Source organism: Pantoea sp. C1E2 (assembly GCF_056491465.1).
The window spans coordinates 625,418-640,893 of record NZ_JBSZHT010000004.1; the positions used below are offsets into that span (position 1 = coordinate 625,418).

General features: G+C 52.5%; 18 protein-coding genes. 8 read left to right on the forward strand and 10 right to left on the reverse strand.

All coding sequences use genetic code 11. The features are described 5' to 3' along the window. Positions 1-16 precede the first annotated feature (16 nt). Positions 17-715: an amino acid racemase gene (locus tag ACXI0A_RS24475; RefSeq protein ID WP_476146481.1), complete on the forward strand. Its 699-nt coding sequence runs from the start codon at positions 17-19 to the stop codon at positions 713-715. Between the two features lie 118 nt (positions 716-833). Here the strand turns inward: ACXI0A_RS24475 and ACXI0A_RS24480 are convergent, their stop codons facing one another. The 6 genes from ACXI0A_RS24480 to ACXI0A_RS24505 form a co-directional block, all read right to left on the reverse strand. Then, on the reverse strand, positions 834-2,105 hold the full coding sequence (locus ACXI0A_RS24480) for an alanine racemase (protein ID WP_476146479.1): 1,272 nt from the start codon (positions 2,103-2,105) through the stop codon (positions 834-836). An 11-nt stretch (positions 2,106-2,116) separates the two neighbouring features. Beyond that, positions 2,117-2,854, reverse strand: coding sequence for an ATP-binding cassette domain-containing protein (locus ACXI0A_RS24485; protein WP_476146477.1), 738 nt, complete (start codon positions 2,852-2,854; stop codon positions 2,117-2,119). Then, positions 2,851-3,495 (reverse strand): ABC transporter permease subunit, encoded by a 645-nt coding sequence (locus tag ACXI0A_RS24490; RefSeq protein WP_476146475.1) that lies wholly within the window; start codon positions 3,493-3,495, stop codon positions 2,851-2,853. The genes ACXI0A_RS24485 and ACXI0A_RS24490 overlap by 4 nt, the downstream gene beginning before the upstream one ends. Continuing rightward, a complete protein-coding gene (locus ACXI0A_RS24495; RefSeq protein WP_224932812.1) occupies positions 3,492-4,229 on the reverse strand; it encodes an amino acid ABC transporter permease in 738 nt (245 codons plus the stop codon). Before ACXI0A_RS24495 ends, ACXI0A_RS24490 begins: the two co-directional genes overlap by 4 nt. Positions 4,230-4,279: 50 nt before the next feature. Then, on the reverse strand, positions 4,280-5,116 hold the full coding sequence (locus tag ACXI0A_RS24500) for a transporter substrate-binding domain-containing protein (RefSeq protein WP_476146472.1): 837 nt from the start codon (positions 5,114-5,116) through the stop codon (positions 4,280-4,282). Positions 5,117-5,256: 140 nt separating this feature from the next. Then, entirely contained in the window at positions 5,257-5,649 is a 393-nt protein-coding gene (locus tag ACXI0A_RS24505; protein WP_224932814.1) for a RidA family protein, read from the reverse strand. Positions 5,650-6,030: 381 nt separating this feature from the next. Here ACXI0A_RS24505 and ACXI0A_RS24510 point away from each other — a divergent pair, with 381 nt between their 5' ends. Further along, positions 6,031-6,783 (forward strand): IclR family transcriptional regulator domain-containing protein, encoded by a 753-nt coding sequence (locus tag ACXI0A_RS24510; RefSeq protein WP_476146470.1) that lies wholly within the window; start codon positions 6,031-6,033, stop codon positions 6,781-6,783. A gap of 53 nt (positions 6,784-6,836) precedes the next feature. On the opposite strand, the gene ACXI0A_RS24515 is transcribed toward ACXI0A_RS24510, so the two are convergent. Then, positions 6,837-7,043, reverse strand: coding sequence for a hypothetical protein (locus ACXI0A_RS24515; RefSeq protein WP_476146468.1), 207 nt, complete (start codon positions 7,041-7,043; stop codon positions 6,837-6,839). Positions 7,044-7,155: 112 nt separating this feature from the next. Here ACXI0A_RS24515 and ACXI0A_RS24520 point away from each other — a divergent pair, with 112 nt between their 5' ends. The 3 genes from ACXI0A_RS24520 (at position 7,156) to ACXI0A_RS24530 (ending at position 11,004) form a co-directional block, all read left to right on the forward strand. Further along, the gene (locus ACXI0A_RS24520) at positions 7,156-8,262 is read left to right on the forward strand and encodes an ABC transporter substrate-binding protein (RefSeq protein WP_476146466.1); all 1,107 of its coding nucleotides are present in this window, start codon (positions 7,156-7,158) and stop codon (positions 8,260-8,262) included. A gap of 158 nt (positions 8,263-8,420) precedes the next feature. Beyond that, positions 8,421-9,632: a zinc metallochaperone GTPase ZigA gene (gene zigA / locus ACXI0A_RS24525; RefSeq protein ID WP_476146465.1), complete on the forward strand. Its 1,212-nt coding sequence runs from the start codon at positions 8,421-8,423 to the stop codon at positions 9,630-9,632. Positions 9,633-9,813: 181 nt separating this feature from the next. Further along, a complete protein-coding gene (locus ACXI0A_RS24530) occupies positions 9,814-11,004 on the forward strand; it encodes a GTP-binding protein (protein ID WP_476146463.1) in 1,191 nt (396 codons plus the stop codon). Between the two features lies 1 nt (position 11,005). Here ACXI0A_RS24530 and ACXI0A_RS24535 read toward each other — a convergent pair whose 3' ends face one another. Further along, positions 11,006-11,233, reverse strand: coding sequence for a hypothetical protein (locus ACXI0A_RS24535; protein WP_034822387.1), 228 nt, complete (start codon positions 11,231-11,233; stop codon positions 11,006-11,008). A 72-nt stretch (positions 11,234-11,305) separates the two neighbouring features. On the opposite strand from ACXI0A_RS24535, the gene dksA reads away from it, so the two are divergent. Beyond that, positions 11,306-11,725: an RNA polymerase-binding protein DksA gene (dksA, locus tag ACXI0A_RS24540; protein ID WP_476146461.1), complete on the forward strand. Its 420-nt coding sequence runs from the start codon at positions 11,306-11,308 to the stop codon at positions 11,723-11,725. Positions 11,726-11,757: 32 nt separating this feature from the next. Here the strand turns inward: dksA and ACXI0A_RS24545 are convergent, their stop codons facing one another. Continuing rightward, complete coding sequence (locus tag ACXI0A_RS24545; protein WP_476146460.1) at positions 11,758-12,429, reverse strand: class I SAM-dependent methyltransferase; 672 nt, start codon at positions 12,427-12,429, stop codon at positions 11,758-11,760. An 81-nt stretch (positions 12,430-12,510) separates the two neighbouring features. On the opposite strand from ACXI0A_RS24545, the gene ACXI0A_RS24550 reads away from it, so the two are divergent. Both ACXI0A_RS24550 and ACXI0A_RS24555 read left to right on the forward strand, forming a co-directional pair. Then, positions 12,511-13,149 carry a TetR family transcriptional regulator gene (locus ACXI0A_RS24550; RefSeq protein WP_476146458.1) on the forward strand — a complete coding sequence of 213 codons (639 nt, stop codon included), beginning with the start codon at positions 12,511-12,513 and terminating at the stop codon, positions 13,147-13,149. Positions 13,150-13,286: 137 nt separating this feature from the next. Beyond that, on the forward strand, positions 13,287-14,108 hold the full coding sequence (locus ACXI0A_RS24555) for a Cof-type HAD-IIB family hydrolase (RefSeq protein WP_476146456.1): 822 nt from the start codon (positions 13,287-13,289) through the stop codon (positions 14,106-14,108). A 93-nt stretch (positions 14,109-14,201) separates the two neighbouring features. Here ACXI0A_RS24555 and ACXI0A_RS24560 read toward each other — a convergent pair whose 3' ends face one another. Continuing rightward, complete coding sequence (locus ACXI0A_RS24560) at positions 14,202-15,377, reverse strand: MFS transporter (RefSeq protein WP_476146454.1); 1,176 nt, start codon at positions 15,375-15,377, stop codon at positions 14,202-14,204. Positions 15,378-15,476 lie beyond the last annotated feature (99 nt).

Here is a 15,476-nt window from a genome sequence, read left to right on the forward strand (position 1 = left end):
AAAAGGATAATCGCAAATGAAAATGATCGGTTTGATCGGTGGAATGAGCTGGGAATCGACGGCGCTTTACTACCGCATCATTAATGAGCAGGTGAAGCAGCAACTCGGCGGACTGCACTCAGCACGCAGCCTGATGTACAGCGTCGATTTTCAGGAAATCGAAAAGCTGCAGGTAGCGGGTGAATGGCAACGAGCTGGTGAGATTCTGGCTGATGCCGCGCGCAGTCTGGAAAAGGGTGGAGCGGATTTTATCGTGCTCTGTACTAACACCATGCACAAAGTCGCCAACCAGATTACCGATGCGGTGGATATCCCGCTGTTACACATTGCGGATGCGACTGCGCAGCGTATTCAGGCTGCGGGCGTGAAGCGCGTGGGCTTGTTAGCCACCGCTTTCACCATGGAGCAGGAATTCTACAAAGGTCGTCTGGCGCAATCTGGTATTGATGTGCTGGTGCCGGATGCGCCGGGCCGTAAAGCGGTGCATGACATCATTTATCAGGAGTTATGCCTCGGCATTATTCGTGAAGCGTCACGAGCGCGTTATCGCGAGGTAATCGCTCAGCTGGTGGAGCAGGGTGCTGAAGCGATCATTCTGGGCTGCACCGAAATTACCTTGCTGGTGAAGGCTGAGGATGCCAGCGTGCCACTGTTTGATACCACATTAATTCACGCGGAAGATGCGGTGAAACTAGCTTTAGCGGAAAGTAGCTAGCCTGCTAATTATAATTTGTGTTATTATTTGTTCATTGAAGGCACAACGTCTGACCCCACATGGTCGTACAAGGATGTGCCAGAACTGGCTGCCAATAAGTTGGCAGCCTTTTTTGTGGTCAAAATGCTGTTTCCAGTGAATCAGTGACGCAATAATCGTCATCGATCAGCGGCAGATAGCGCCATTTATCAAATGCGGTACAAGGATGTGAAATACCACATCCTACCCAATCACCCGGTTGTAATGTTTCATCATCGGGCAATAGCAAATACGCATGCTGATCGTTCACATCGCTGATACGCAGATGCGTTGCCGCGCGCGGCTCACTGCCGTCTGCGTTGCGTATCCACAGCGGATTGGGCAGATCCTGATCGAACGGCACATCACGCCGACCAAAATCGACAAACGCCAATCCTGGCTCAGGGCGAGATAACACCCGACCCCAAATCTCCAGCGCCGCATCGAAGTGGTGGTTTGCGCCCGGTTGAGCAAACGGCGCAATGCGCGCATACAAGCCGCTGTCATGTGCCATATAGGCACCGGAGCGAATCAAAGGTGTCATTGGTAGCGGTAAGTTCGCGGCGGTAAAACACTCTGTCACCACGTCAAACCATGCGCCACCGCCGGCACTGAGAATAATGTGATCGCTACTGAACAGCTGCTTCTCTGCCAGTAATGCGGCGGTGCTGATCATCATTGCACAGTAATCCTTTACTCGCTGCACACCCGCCGCATCGCGACCGGCACCCAGCGCGCCCTCATAACCGGCCACGCCCACCAGTTCTAATGAAGCGCTGGTTTTAATCGCTTTGGCAATCTCTAACGCTTCCTGTTGTGAACGACAGCCGGTGCGTCCGCCGCTCACCGACATCTCCAGCAGCACAGAAATCTGTGCATCACCGAGATGCTGCTCCAGCAGTTTGACGCCTTGCAGTGAATCCACATAACAAAGGAAGCCGTGATCGGGATGCTGTTGCTGCCACTGCCCAATCCAGCGAATGCCTGCCGGATCGACCAGTTCATTGGCGAGAAATACGTTGCGAATACCAAACTGACGCAGCGCGCGCACCTGCGCTGGCGTGGCGGCGCCTAAACCCCACGCACCACCTTCGCTGATAGCCCGGCGTAAAATCGCAGGCGACATTGATGTTTTACCGTGTGCCGCCAGCATGATGCCGTTTTCCTGGCAAAAAGCGGCAAGCTGGTGGAGATTGTTTTCCAGCGCAGACTGCTTCATCACCATCACGGGTGAGAAGACCTCGTCACTGGTAAACACATTGCTGCCCGGCGTTAACGGCCGATCGCCTGCACCCGCCACCGATTTGAAACGTGGCGCGGGCAGTAGGGCATCCAGTAAACCGTCCGCGCACAGCGGAAAGCGAATCGACATAATGGCTCCTGTTAGTGCTCAAGCACGCGCGATAAAAATTGTTGAGTGCGGGGATTCTGCGGATTGACAAAGATTTGCTCCGGCGAACCTTGCTCGGCGATCACGCCCTGATCCATAAACACCACCCGATCCGCCGTTTTGCGGGCAAAGCCCATTTCGTGGGTGACCACCACCATGGTCATGCCTTCACGCGCCAGGCTGCGCATCACTTCCATCACTTCACCGACCAATTCCGGGTCGAGCGCGGAAGTGGCTTCATCGAAGAACATGATTTTTGGTTCCACGGCCAGTGCACGGGCAATCGCTACGCGCTGCTGCTGACCACCAGAAAGTTGCGCCGGATAATAATGTGCACGCTCGGCCAGCCCGACACGCGTTAAGGCTGCCATGCCACGTTTGCTGGCCTCCGCTTCAGACAGCTTTTGCGCTTTGATCAACGCCAGCGTGACATTGCCTAACGCGGTTTTATGGGGGAACAAGTTGAACTGCTGGAACACCATGCCGACGTGACCACAGATTTCACTGCTGCGTTTGCGGTCGTGCAGCGGCACTTTATTGACCCAGATTTCGCCGCCATCAGCGGTTTCTAAACCGCTCATAATGCGCAGTACGGTGCTTTTTCCTGAACCGGATGCACCAATCAACACCAGCACTTCGCCAGGTGAGACTTCCAGACTGATCTCTTTCAGCACCTGCGTCGGGCCAAACGATTTTGAAATGCGGCTCAGCGTAATCGCGGATTGGCTCATGATATTTGGCTCCTGGTTTGATGATGTTGAACCCAACGAGAAAGCGGGAAGCAGATGGCGAAATAGAGCAGGGCGACCAGACCGTAAATCACCACCGGCTGGCCGATGCGATCAACGATTGCCTGACCCTGATGCATCAGTTCGGACATGCCGATCATGCTGACGATCGAAGTGTCTTTAATCAGCGAAAGATACTGACCAGCCAGCGGGGGCAACACGATGCCGCGGGTCTGTGGCAGAATCACGCTCATAAAGGTTTGACGTTTGGAAAGGCCGAGAATCCACGACACTTCCCATTGCCCTTTTGGCACCGCTTCAATCCCGGCACGGAACACTTCCGCGATATAAGCGCCTTGGTAAATGCTCAAACCCAGGATCCCGGCGGCAAACAGGTTGATCTCATAACCGAAGTAAGCCACGCCGAAGTAGATAAACATCAGCGTGATCAACACCGGCGTACCGCGAAACAGTTCGGTATAAATCACAGCAATCTGTTTGGCGACCGGCAGACGGCTGGTGCGCAGCACAGCAGTCAGCAGACCGAGCAAAGTACTGCCAATAATGGCGGCGATAGACAGTAACAGCGTGATACCCAACCCTTTCAGCAGGATGGGGAAAGAGCTGATGATTAACTCGCTCATAACGCATTCTCCCGTTTCACTGGATTAGTCAGCCATTTTTTTGCCCACCACCAGGCGGACTTTTTTACCGGGGTCACCAGCGGCGGGTGGAACATATGCCGTCCTGCTATTGTGCCCAGCCAGGAGAACAGATTACTCAGCACCAGATACACCAGCGCCACCACGCTAAACGTCTGAATGTAGAGCAGGGTACGAGCGTTGATCACCGTCGCGGTGCCGGTTAGTTCTGGCAGCGCGATAGCGGAGAGCAGCGAGGTGCCGAGCAGCAGCTGAATCAGGTTATTGATAATTGCGGGCCATACGGCGCGCGCTGCCTGCGGCAATATCACGCTGAGAAAGATCTGCCGACGCGGAATGCCGAGAATATAAGCAGCTTCCAGTTGGCCTTTTGGCACCGATTGAATCCCGGCGCGAAAGGTTTCTGATAAATACGCGCCCACGTTAACGCCTAACGCCAATACGCCCGCGGTAAATGCACTCATGGTGATGCCGAGAGAGGGCAGGCCAAAGAAGATGATAAAAATCTGCAGCAGCACCGGGGTGTTGCGAATGAATTCAACGTAGCAGTGGCTGATCCAGCGTAGTGGCGCGACGGGTGAAGATTTTGCCAACGCCGATAACAGCCCCAGAGCTACAGCCAGCGCGAAGGCCAATAGCGTCACCTGTAATGTCAGCCATGCGGCTTCCAGAAAGGTATCGGCATAGCGCCATAAGGTGAGCCATTGATAATTCATGGTTTGACTCCTTCAAACGGCGCGACAAGGAGTGCCGCGCCGCGGATCAATCAAAATTGCGGGTTGAGCGGATAACGCGGCTTGCTACCGAACCATTTCTGGTACAGCTGGGCGTTTTCACCCGAGGCGTTAATTTCAAACAGGAACTCATTCAGATAGTTGGTCCATACCTGATCGCCCTGTTTCACACCGAAGGCGTTGTATTCCAGCGGCACCAGCGCTTCGTTGGTCACGGTCAGCGTAGGGTCCAGCTTGGCCTGATACGCAAGGAAGTTGTTATCCTCGATCATCGCATCGGCCTGACCCTGTTTCACGGCAAGGATTGCGGCTTGTGATGAGTCGTATTCCTGAATTTTCACGTCGATGCCGAGGTTGCGCACTTCATCACCGTTAGTGGAGCCTTTAACGGTGGCGATAGTCTTGCCTGCCATATCATGGGCAGATTGGATGCCGCTGTTTTTGCGCACCAGCATCGCTTCACTCGCCACCACATATGGGTTGGTAAAGCCGATCTCTTTGGCGCGTTCCAGATTGCGGGTGAAGTTACAGAACACCACATCGACTTTATTGGTTTGCAGGTTCGGGATTCGGTTGGCGCTGGTGGTATTCACCATCTCCAGCTTCACGCCCATCTCTTTAGCCAGCGCCTTCGCCAGATCGACGTCATATCCATCCGGATTGCCGTCTTTGTCATAGAAGCCAAAGGGGGCAAAACTCAGGCAGTCACCGACACGCAGCGTGCCGCGTTGCAGCACGTTCTGCAGAGCCGATTGCGGCGCTGCACCCGCTTCTTTTTTTTCTTCTGTGGGCGTACACCCTGCCAGAGCCAATAAAACCAGCGCACCGGCAACGGCTTTGGCACTGAATTTCAGCGATGTAGTATTCATTTCTATGCTCTCTTATAAAATTTAGACGAGACGGCTTTCACCGATATTTCACAGCTAAATGAAAAGCATCAATTAATAACAGGCTGTCCTGGTGTGGGCGAAGAAATTAAAAATACGCCAGCCTGTTTTAATCGTAATAATTATTTACGATCGGCGCGGAAGCATTTGAAATCCACTTCCACTTTGCAGTCGACCACTAAATCCTGCACGCTACAAATACGCGCCGGTGGGTTTCCGCTGAATATCTCACTGAATACTTTATTAAAGGAACTGAAGTAGCGTGCGTCGGTTAACACCGCCGTGACGTGTACCACATCTTCCACGCGATAGCCCGCTTCACGCATGATGTCGAGACAGTTTTCAAAGGCTAACTGCGTCTGTTCAATGATGCCGCCTTCCACGACTTCACCGTCGCGCATCGGCGTCTGGCCCGAGATGTACAGCCAGCCGTCAGCCTCTACCGCACGGGCGAAGGGTAGCTTTTGCCCACCGGTGCCGGTGCCGCCTTCAATGCCATAACGTTTTATCGTCATGCAAATTGCCTCATTTCTGTAGTGGTTAGTTTGTCCGATATATCAGACATGAATCTGCAATACCGGATAGGGCAAGATTTGCACAGTGGATTTGCTTTTGCAATATGTGATCGGCTATTTAATTTTTTGTGATGCAATCGGGATCGCAAAATAAATCTCTTTGAATGTTTTCGTTTAATAAGAATGTGACCTTTGTCGAACATTTTAAATGTCAGAGAAAAATCGTTGCGCCAAAATGAGGCCCCAAAATAGATCGCCATAATATAACGGCAGTAACTATATTTTTGTTTTTACGGGGATGGGTAATTGTTGCGTTGGGGTGTATGATGCTTTCTTTTTTCATGTATTCCAATCGCACCAATGCAACAGGGGAGTGAGCGTATGCCGGATGAAAAACCGTCACGGGCGCGAGGTGTTGACCGGGTTATCGATATTTTCCGTCAGTTACATACTGCCCGTCAGCCGATGGCGATGCGGGATTTGATCGATGCCACCGGCGCACCTCGATCCAGCGTCTATGAATTGGTCAGCCTGCTCAGTGAAGCCGGACTGGTGGAGTTAGATGCAGAGGGTGCGGTGTTCTTTGGTCGCGAGATGCACTATTACGGTGCGGATTACATGGCGCATAACGATCTGATCCGTCGCGCGCATCAGTTGATGGTGGAGATTGTGGCGCGGCATGGCGAAACCGTGCAGCTTTGCATGCTGGAAGGCAACAAGTACACCGTGGTGCTTTCCGAAAGCAATGCGCATCCGTTCAAAATCACCTCGGATATCGGCGTGCGCGTGCCAATCACCTGGACTGCTACGGGTCGCTTACTGCTGAGCAATTGGTCTGATAGTGCGATCCTCGATTTGATTCCTGAAGAAGATTACCGGCTTGCCAGCGGGCAGATTCTCGATAAACAGGCTTTTCTCAATGAGATCCATCATGCGGGCAAACTGGGCTATTGCATGACGGAAGGCCTTTCTGAAAGCTTTACCTGCTGCATGGCCGCGCCGATCCGTTCTCGCAGCGGCCAGGCCGTTGCCGCCATCTGCTTTATGGTCAGCCGTGATACGCCACAAGAGCGCCGGCAGATGTTATTGCAGGAACTCATTACCTCAGGGCAGAAGCTGTCCGATTTCACCTGAATCGCATTTCCCTGCGGCGGCGGATTGCACGCTGCCAGCAGGGAACGGATAATTCATCCGCCATCCGCCATCCGCCATCCGCCATCCGCCATCCGCCATCCGCCATCCGCCATCCGCCATCCGCCATCCGCCATCCGCCATCCGCCATCCGCCATCCGCCATCCGCCATCCGCCATCCGCCATCCGCCATCCGCCATCCACCATCCACCATCCACCATCCACCATCCACCATCCACTATCCACCATCCAACCCTCTTCACTCAGCATTAATATCCGGTTACAACCCATTGTTCTGGCGTTTATTTTCGCCCCTTAAGGTTGTGTTAAGGTAATTGATAATAATAACTATTCTTTTTACCATGGAGTTTTAGGATGAAAACGCGCCTGCTACTGGCAATGGGGTTACTGGCTTCCACCGCGGCTTCGGCCACCACTTACCCGCTGACCGTCACCGACATGGACGGCCACACGCAAACCATCAATCAAGAACCGCAACACATCATCCTGCAGGATGGCCGCGATATCTTGACGCTGGCATTGCTGGATCGTGATGACCCGTTCAAGCGTGTGGTGGCGTGGAATAACCTGCCGAAGAAACAAGACACCCAAACCTGGGATCTGCTGAAGGGCAAATGGCCAGAAGCGACCAAAATTGTTGATATGGGATTCAGCGACCAGGGTCAGGTGAACCTGGAAAGCGTGCTGGCGCAGAAACCGGATTTGATGATTGCCCAACTGCGTGCCAAGCCGGCGCTGCAACAATCAGGCGTGTTGAGTACCCTGAGCAATCTGCATATTCCCGTGGTGTTTGTAGATTATGAACTGCATCCGGCACAAAACACCGCGCCGAGCGTAACGCTGTTGGGCAAAGTGTTAAACCGTGAAAGCCAGGCTAAGGCCTACACCGATTTTTATCAGCAGAAATTCGATCGCATCACTAAAGGCGTCGCTGAGGTGAAGAACAAACCTACCGTGTTTATCGAGCCGATTGCCGGTAACAGCGATAACTGCTGCTTCACTCATAGTCACAATGGCTGGGGCGGATTAGTCGAAGCCGTAGGCGGTAAGAATATTGGTTCCGAGCTGCTGCCGGGCAACGTTGGTTTTATCGCTCTGGAAAAAATTATTGCAATGAAACCGGATGTTTACATCATGACCGGTTCAAAACGTCCTAACACCAACGTGCTGCCATTTGGTTACGGCGTGCAGCCGAAAGAGGTGAATGCCACTTTCCAGACGCTGCTAAAACGTACCGGTCTGGCACAGATCGAGCCGGTGAAAAATGGCCGCGTTTATGGCGTGTACCATCATTTCTATAACCACCCTTACAACATCGTGGGGATGGAAATTTTGGCAAAAGACCTTTACCCGCAACAGTTTGCCGACCTGACGCCGAACGCTGATTTCCGTACCATCGTGAAAAAATTCACCAAATTGCCGGATGAAGCGATCGATCTGAGCTATCCCGACAACAAGTAATGCTGACTAGCGGGCCGTAAAGGCCCGTTTTTTTAGCCTCACGCAACAATCTTACTCCGACGCAATGACAACAGCATTTGTTATGTTATAACATAACAATTATAACGTTGGCTGTGGCATGTCACCGCAGCAGCATTTGTCATGTTGAAGGAGTTGCAATGTCATCATTATCCCCGAATTTTAAAAAGTTGCCGGTTACTGTTCTCTCCGGTTTTCTCGGTGCAGGCAAAACCACGCTGCTTAACCACATTCTCAATAATCGCGAAGGTCGCCGCGTGGCGGTGATCGTCAACGATATGTCGGAAGTGAATATCGATGCCGCCCTGGTGCGTGAGGGCGGGGCGGAGTTGTCACGCACCGATGAGAAGCTGGTGGAGATGAGCAACGGCTGCATCTGCTGCACGCTGCGTGAAGATCTGCTGCTGGAGGTGGATCGTCTCGCAAAAGATGGCCGTTTTGATAACCTGGTGATCGAATCCACCGGTATTTCCGAGCCACTGCCGGTGGCGGAAACCTTTACCTTTGCCGATGAAGACGGTCAGAGCCTGTCGGAAGTCGCTGCTCTGGACACCATGGTCACGGTCGTGGACGGCTTTAATTTCCTGCGCGATTACGAATCCAACGAAAGCATCAAATCCCGCGGTGAGTCGCTGGGTGAAGAAGATGAACGCACGGTGGTGGATCTGCTGGTGGATCAGATTGAATTCTGTGATGTGCTGATTCTGAACAAAACCGATCTGATTGATGAAGCGGAAAAAGCCCGTTTGTTGGCAATCCTTTACTCGCTCAATCCGCGCGCACGCATTGTCACCTCTGAATTTGGCAAAGTGCCGTTGGATCAGGTGCTAAACACTGGCTTATTTGATTTCGAAGCGGCCTCACAAGCACCCGGCTGGCTGCAAGAACTGCGCGGTTCACATACGCCAGAAACCGAAGAGTACGGCATTCGCAACTTCGTGTTTCGCGCGCGTCGTCCCTTCCATCCCACCCGCTTCGCCAGCGTGATCGAAGGTGATCTCAAAGGTGTGGTGCGGTCTAAAGGTTTCTTCTGGCTCGCCAGCCGCCCGCGCTATGCCGGTTCATGGTCACAGGCCGGTGGCGTGACGCGTCAGGGCCTGGCGGGCATGTGGTGGGCAAGCGCGCCGAAAGAGCGCTGGCCAGAAGATCCAGAAACGCTGGAATACATCATGCAGAACTGGGTCGAGGGCACCGGCGATGCGCGGCAGGAAATCGTGTTTATTGGTATTGAGATGGATGAAGCCCGTCTGCGCAGCCAGCTGGAGAATGCGCTGCTGACTGATGAAGAGATGGCGCAGGGGCCGGAAAACTGGGCCGAATATCCGGACCCGTTTGACCCCTGGTTTCACTAATGACAGGCCATAAATCTTTCTGTGCGTTGATGGATAAAGATTAAAACCGGGCACACAGGTAACACTTTTAACCCGGCACACAGGTAACAGTGATAAATGCGCACCCTGCGTTACTCCTCCGGGTATTCGTAGGGGCGCCATTTATGGCGACCAAAAAATGCTGCGGCAGCAAGAGGTCACGATGCAAAAAATCCCCCTCACCATTCTCAACGGTTTTCTCGGTGCAGGAAAAACGACGCTATTAAAAAGCCTGCTGATTCAGGCTCATAAACAGCAACTTGCAGTCTGCGTCATCGTCAATGATATGAGCGAACTGGACGTCGATGGCGTGCTGATTGCCAACACTGAAATCGTCAACACCAGTAAACACAATTTCATCACGCTCTCGGCCGACAACATCAGCAGCCGAAGCGGCATTGAAAAACTCAATGCCTCGCTGGCGTCGATGCTCAATGCGCATCGTCCGGACCTGATCCTGCTGGAAACCTCTGGCAGCAGCCATCCGTTGCCGCTGGTGCGCTATTTCCGCGACCATGCCGAGGTGCAACTCAACGGATTCTTATCATTGGTCGACAGCGTGATGCTAAACGACGATTACCAGCAGGGCGAGGCGCTGATTCCTCGTTTGCAAGCCAATCTGACTCGTCACGAGCGGCGTATCGAGAATCTGCTGGCAGAACAAATCATGTTTTGCAGCCATCTGCTGCTCACCAAAAATGATCGGTTGCCGTCTTCCTGCATTACTCGAATAGCCCAGGCCATTCATCCGCTCAATCCCTATGTGGCAGTGATGGCGGTATCCCGGGGAAACCTGCTGCTGAGCGAACTCATGGCGATGCCGTCCTACGATTTCGGACGGGTCGCGCAGTTAATTGAAGAATTAGCGGATGAGGTGGATGTCATTGATCCCGGCGCGTGGCAAATGACTTCCGAAGTGATTCACGACGATCGTCCATTCCATCCGCAGCGATTGTGGGATACCTGCCATCACTTTATGGGCGCGGGCATCTATCGCAGTAAAGGCTTTTTCTGGCTGCCGACGCGGGATGACCTGGCACTGTTGTGGAATCAGGCTACCGGCAGTATCAGTCTGGAATTTATCAGTTACTGGAAAGCGGGAATTCTGAATCATCGTGATAGTCCGCTAACGGCAGAGGAGCGCGCGGCGGTCGAACTGGCAGTGGCAAAAATGCCGGGGCGATTTGGCGATCGACGCTGTAGTTTAACCGTGATTGGTGAGCCGGATGAAGTGAAAGCCTTCAGCGCCGCCCTGAAACGCTGCTTTCTCAATGAAGAGGAGATTGCATGGTGGCAAAGCGGCGGTGAATTTGCCGATCCCTGGCCGCAGCGAGTCGCGCGTGTATCGGCCTGAATTAGCCGGCTAGCGCGCGCATTTGCGTACAGAACGGACACTGGCAGCCGGATACGGGCTTTAACAACGCCGCATGCACTTCTGCCGTCGCCAGAGGCTGCGTCAAATCGACGTTGGCCACTGCGGTATCCGGCTTTTGCGCCAGTTTTAACGTATCAATCTTTGCCTGAAAGGCACCTGCTTTTGCCGATGCTATGGCGATAAGCAACAGAGGAACAGTGGTCTTCATCGCAGCAACCTCAATGAATGATTTGAAATGTGACGATATAACATTAACACAGGGCTGTTAAGGAATTTCAACATGACCAAACCCACAGCAGCGGAGCAGCAAAACCTCCTGAGTATGCCGCCCGAAGCGTATATGAATGCTCACCAAAGTGATTTCTTTTTGCGCTTATTACGTTTTGAGCGTCAGGAACTGCTCGATCACATCGACTATCTGAAAACACAACTGCAGCGCAATGAACAGCAAGGAGATGAGGCCGACAAGGCGCTACGTGAGGAAGAGCTGCGTCTGTTGTTTCGGCAGATTGATCGTGAAAGCCGCCTGATACCCAAAATCGCAGCGGCGATGCAGCGTATCCATCAGGGTGAATACGGCTTCTGTCGGGAGACGGGCGATCCGATTGGCCTGGCGCGTTTGTTATTGCGCCCAACAGCGGAACTCTCAATTGATGCGAAGATTAATCAGGAGCGGGTTGAAGCGCAGTACCGCAAATAACAGTCACCCAGAGCGCAGGCTCTGGGTGCTGATTACTGTGAACGCCCCAACCACATTGACACTTCAACGCCGTCGTTAAAGGGCAGCGACAGATAGCCACGCTCGCTGTGTACATGTTCGAGATATTCCGGGCTGAAATCGGCATCATCGGCGACGATCAGCGCGCCAGGACGCAAGTATGGCTCAACCAACGCCAGTATTTCAGGGTAAATCGCTTTCGCGCCATCCAACACCAACATATCAATTGAAACTGGCAGCTCGCTGCTTAAGGTCTGCAGCGCATCGCCCACGCGCACTTCAATCAAATCACTGACGCCCGCATCGGCAAAATGATTACGTGCCAGTGCCACTTTGCCCGGCTCAAACTCACTGGTGATGATCTTCCCGCCGCCGTTATCACGCACTGCGGCCGCCAGATGCAGCGTTGAGATCCCGTATGAGGTGCCAAACTCCACCACTGCACGCGCCTTGCTGCTGCGCGCCAGCATGTATAGCAATTTGCCGGTTTCACGCGACACCGCCAGTGGGACATCTTTCAGGTGGCCATAGAGTTCGAGGTAATCGGTTTTGCTTTGCAGCAGGCGATGTTGCTCTTCATCGGACATTACGCGAAACGCCTCATTAGTCGGATGCGATAGATTGTCTGCCAGCTCAAACAGGTAATTCAGCAGCGGCGCCAGTGGCGCGGAAGTTAAGGTGTTCATGATGATTCTCCGTGGATTAATCTGTGCGAACAGAATACGATGAATCATTCGCATTTCACTATTCGTGTTCGGGAGCGACAAGTGGCTGAAAATCGTAACGATAAGATTTCAAAGAGAAAAAGTCCGCAGCAAGCGCGCTCCAGCGAGCTGGTTTCCGCAATATTGCAAGCCGCTACTCAGGTTTTAGCGCAGGAGGGTGCCACGCGATTTACCACGGCACGCGTGGCAGAACGGGCGGGTGTGAGTATTGGATCGCTGTATCAATACTTTCCCAATAAAGCGGCTATTCTTTTCCAATTGCAAAGCGAGGAATGGCAACGCACCGGCGATCTTTTAGGATCGATCCTGCGCGATCGGGCTGTACCCGCACGTGAACGTCTGCATCAACTCACGCTCGCTTTTTTACACTCCGAATGTGAAGAAGCCGCCATGCGCACCGCGCTCAACGATGCGGCTCCCTTGTATCGCGATGCTCCGGAAGTGGCGGCGGCGCGTGCGGCGGGGGAAAACGTGGTGAGTGAGTTTCTGCGTGAGTTACTGCCCAATCTGGAAGAGAAACAACGTCTGCGCGCTGCGGACCTGATCAACAGCACACTGGGTAACGTGGGCAAGCATTTTTCCGAAACGCCGCGCTCTGAGGTAGAAATTCAGGACTACGCGCACGATATGGCAGACATGTTCTGTGTCTGGATCAGGGAAAAAGGGGCGGATTTGCAGTAAAACATGGCACTGGAAATCTCTGAAAGCGGTTAACAATCTCATTATTACCATTCTCATTAATCCACACCGCGAGTAAGCTCTATGAAAACCTTTTCACAGCTGGATGGAATGCTGGTCAAACGATACGGGAGAGCAAGATGGCAGTAAAAATGATTGCGGTGGATATGGATGGGACTTTTCTCGACGACAACAAACAGTACAACGCCCAGCGTTTTGCGCGCCAGTACGCCTTGTTGAAAGAGAAGGGCGTTCGTTTTGTGGTCGCCAGTGGCAATCAGTATTACCAGTTACAACGCTACTTCCCGGATATCAAAGATGAAATCGCCTTTGTCGCCGAGAACGGTGCCTGGGTGTCAGACAGCAATGAAGAGATCTTCTGCGGTGAATTGGCGCCAGAACGTGTCCATCAAATTTTGGATATTCTGGCCAAAGAGCCGGACATTAGCACCGTTGTGTGCGGTCGCAACGGCGCTTATGTGCACACCTCGATGCCGGAAGACGTCATTGCGATGCTGGCGAATCACTATCATCGCCTGGAAATACGCGACAACCTGTACGATATCGATGACACCATCTTTAAGTTCTCGTTGAACCTGGCACATGAAGGTGTTGATGCTCTGATGGAGCGGTTACATACGGAACTGGGCGCGATTGAGAACATCATGCATCCGGTCTCCAGCGGCTTTGGCTTTGTCGATCTGATCATCCCTGGTTGCCACAAAGCGCACGGTATTGCGCTGCTGCAGGAAAAATGGGGCATCGATGATTGCGAAGTGCTGGCGATTGGCGACAGCGCCAACGACCTCGAAATGCTGCGTCAGGCCTGCTACAGCTTCGCGATGGCCAATGCCGCCGACGCTGTGAAATCGGTGTCGCGTTATAAAACCGACAGCAACAACGACGAAGGTGCGTTGAACGTGATTGCGCGTTTGCTGGCGCGTGAAGAGCCGTTTAGTTAACTCATTAAAGTATAGCGGCAGGGTTTATCACATTTATCTTTAGTTAAAGCTCCACTTGGATATCAGATAGATTTTGCCGCCACGTTTATCACTTCAGATTCCGCGTCGGGCCAGCCTCTTCTCCATACTCTTGACCATTGGGGGTAAGAGTAATGCGCTGCTTATCGCCAGTATCAGGAACATGACCGGCAACAGTGATGCCTCTTCAAAGGTCATAGCTGAAAGAAAAAAGGCGAGAGTGGTGCTCAGTGACATCAGCGCCGTTTGCACAGTCAGGAAGCCAGCACGACTTGTCTTATCGGGAAACTTCGCTGTCACACAAGACACCACCACTAATCGCCCATAAGCTCCACCCAGAAATAGCCCAATAAAAAGTCCACTGGCGTGTAGACCTGTAACAGGTAGCAGGATGCTGACCAGCAATATCAGCGTTGAGATAACCGCTAATTTGTAGCTGGACGAGATAGCCAACAGTTTTCCGGTGAGTTTTGTCGCTAACAACCCAGCGATGCCACCAATGAAAAACAGAGTGGGCAGAGAAGCGGTGAGAGCCTGCATGTGTTGGGTCAGCATCGGCACCAATGCAGGGATGATGAGCATAGGTGTAAATTGCGCGACGGCGTTTCCGCTAGCAAAAAACAACCACTCTGGCGTCAGTGTCATCAATGCTTGATTCACACCATTGCTCTCGACATCAGGAATAAATCGGGCAATAAGCCCTAAACACACCAGGCACAGCAAGCTAATAAGTCTTGGTGCACTACACCAGCCGAAATGTGTGCTCAAAAACAGCATCGCCGGCATGCCTGCAATGCTCACTACAGAGAAAGAGGCGATGACGGTGGCAATCATCCGCGCTTGTAACGCCGCTGGCGCGAGGCTGATTAACAAACTCATTCCGACGCCCATTGTTGTTCCTCCCGCTAAGCCCGCCATAAATCGCAGAAGCAAGAGCAAGGTATAACTGCTCGTAAATGTGATCAGTACCGTCAGAACTCCCAAAAGCGCCATATTCCAAAGTAAAAATTGTTTGGCGCTCACGCGATTAATCCATTTCCAAACACATAAGCCGGATATCACTGAAGCAAGGGTGTAAGTGCCTGTGACATAACCTGAATAAGTGACAGGCACTGAAAAATGAGATGCCATATAGACGAACAATGGATTGAACATCATGTACTCAAGTGCATTTGTGAACTGTACAAACGCGATGATTAAAGCGATGCGCATCACGGCGGATGAGCCCAATGCAGGGCTAGAGAGGTTCATAGTTTTCTCCATCAAGTTAGTGGAGGCTTAGTCTATTGCCCGTGCATCACTATGATTAGAGATATAAAATAGGATGATTAATTATCAAAAATGGGATGA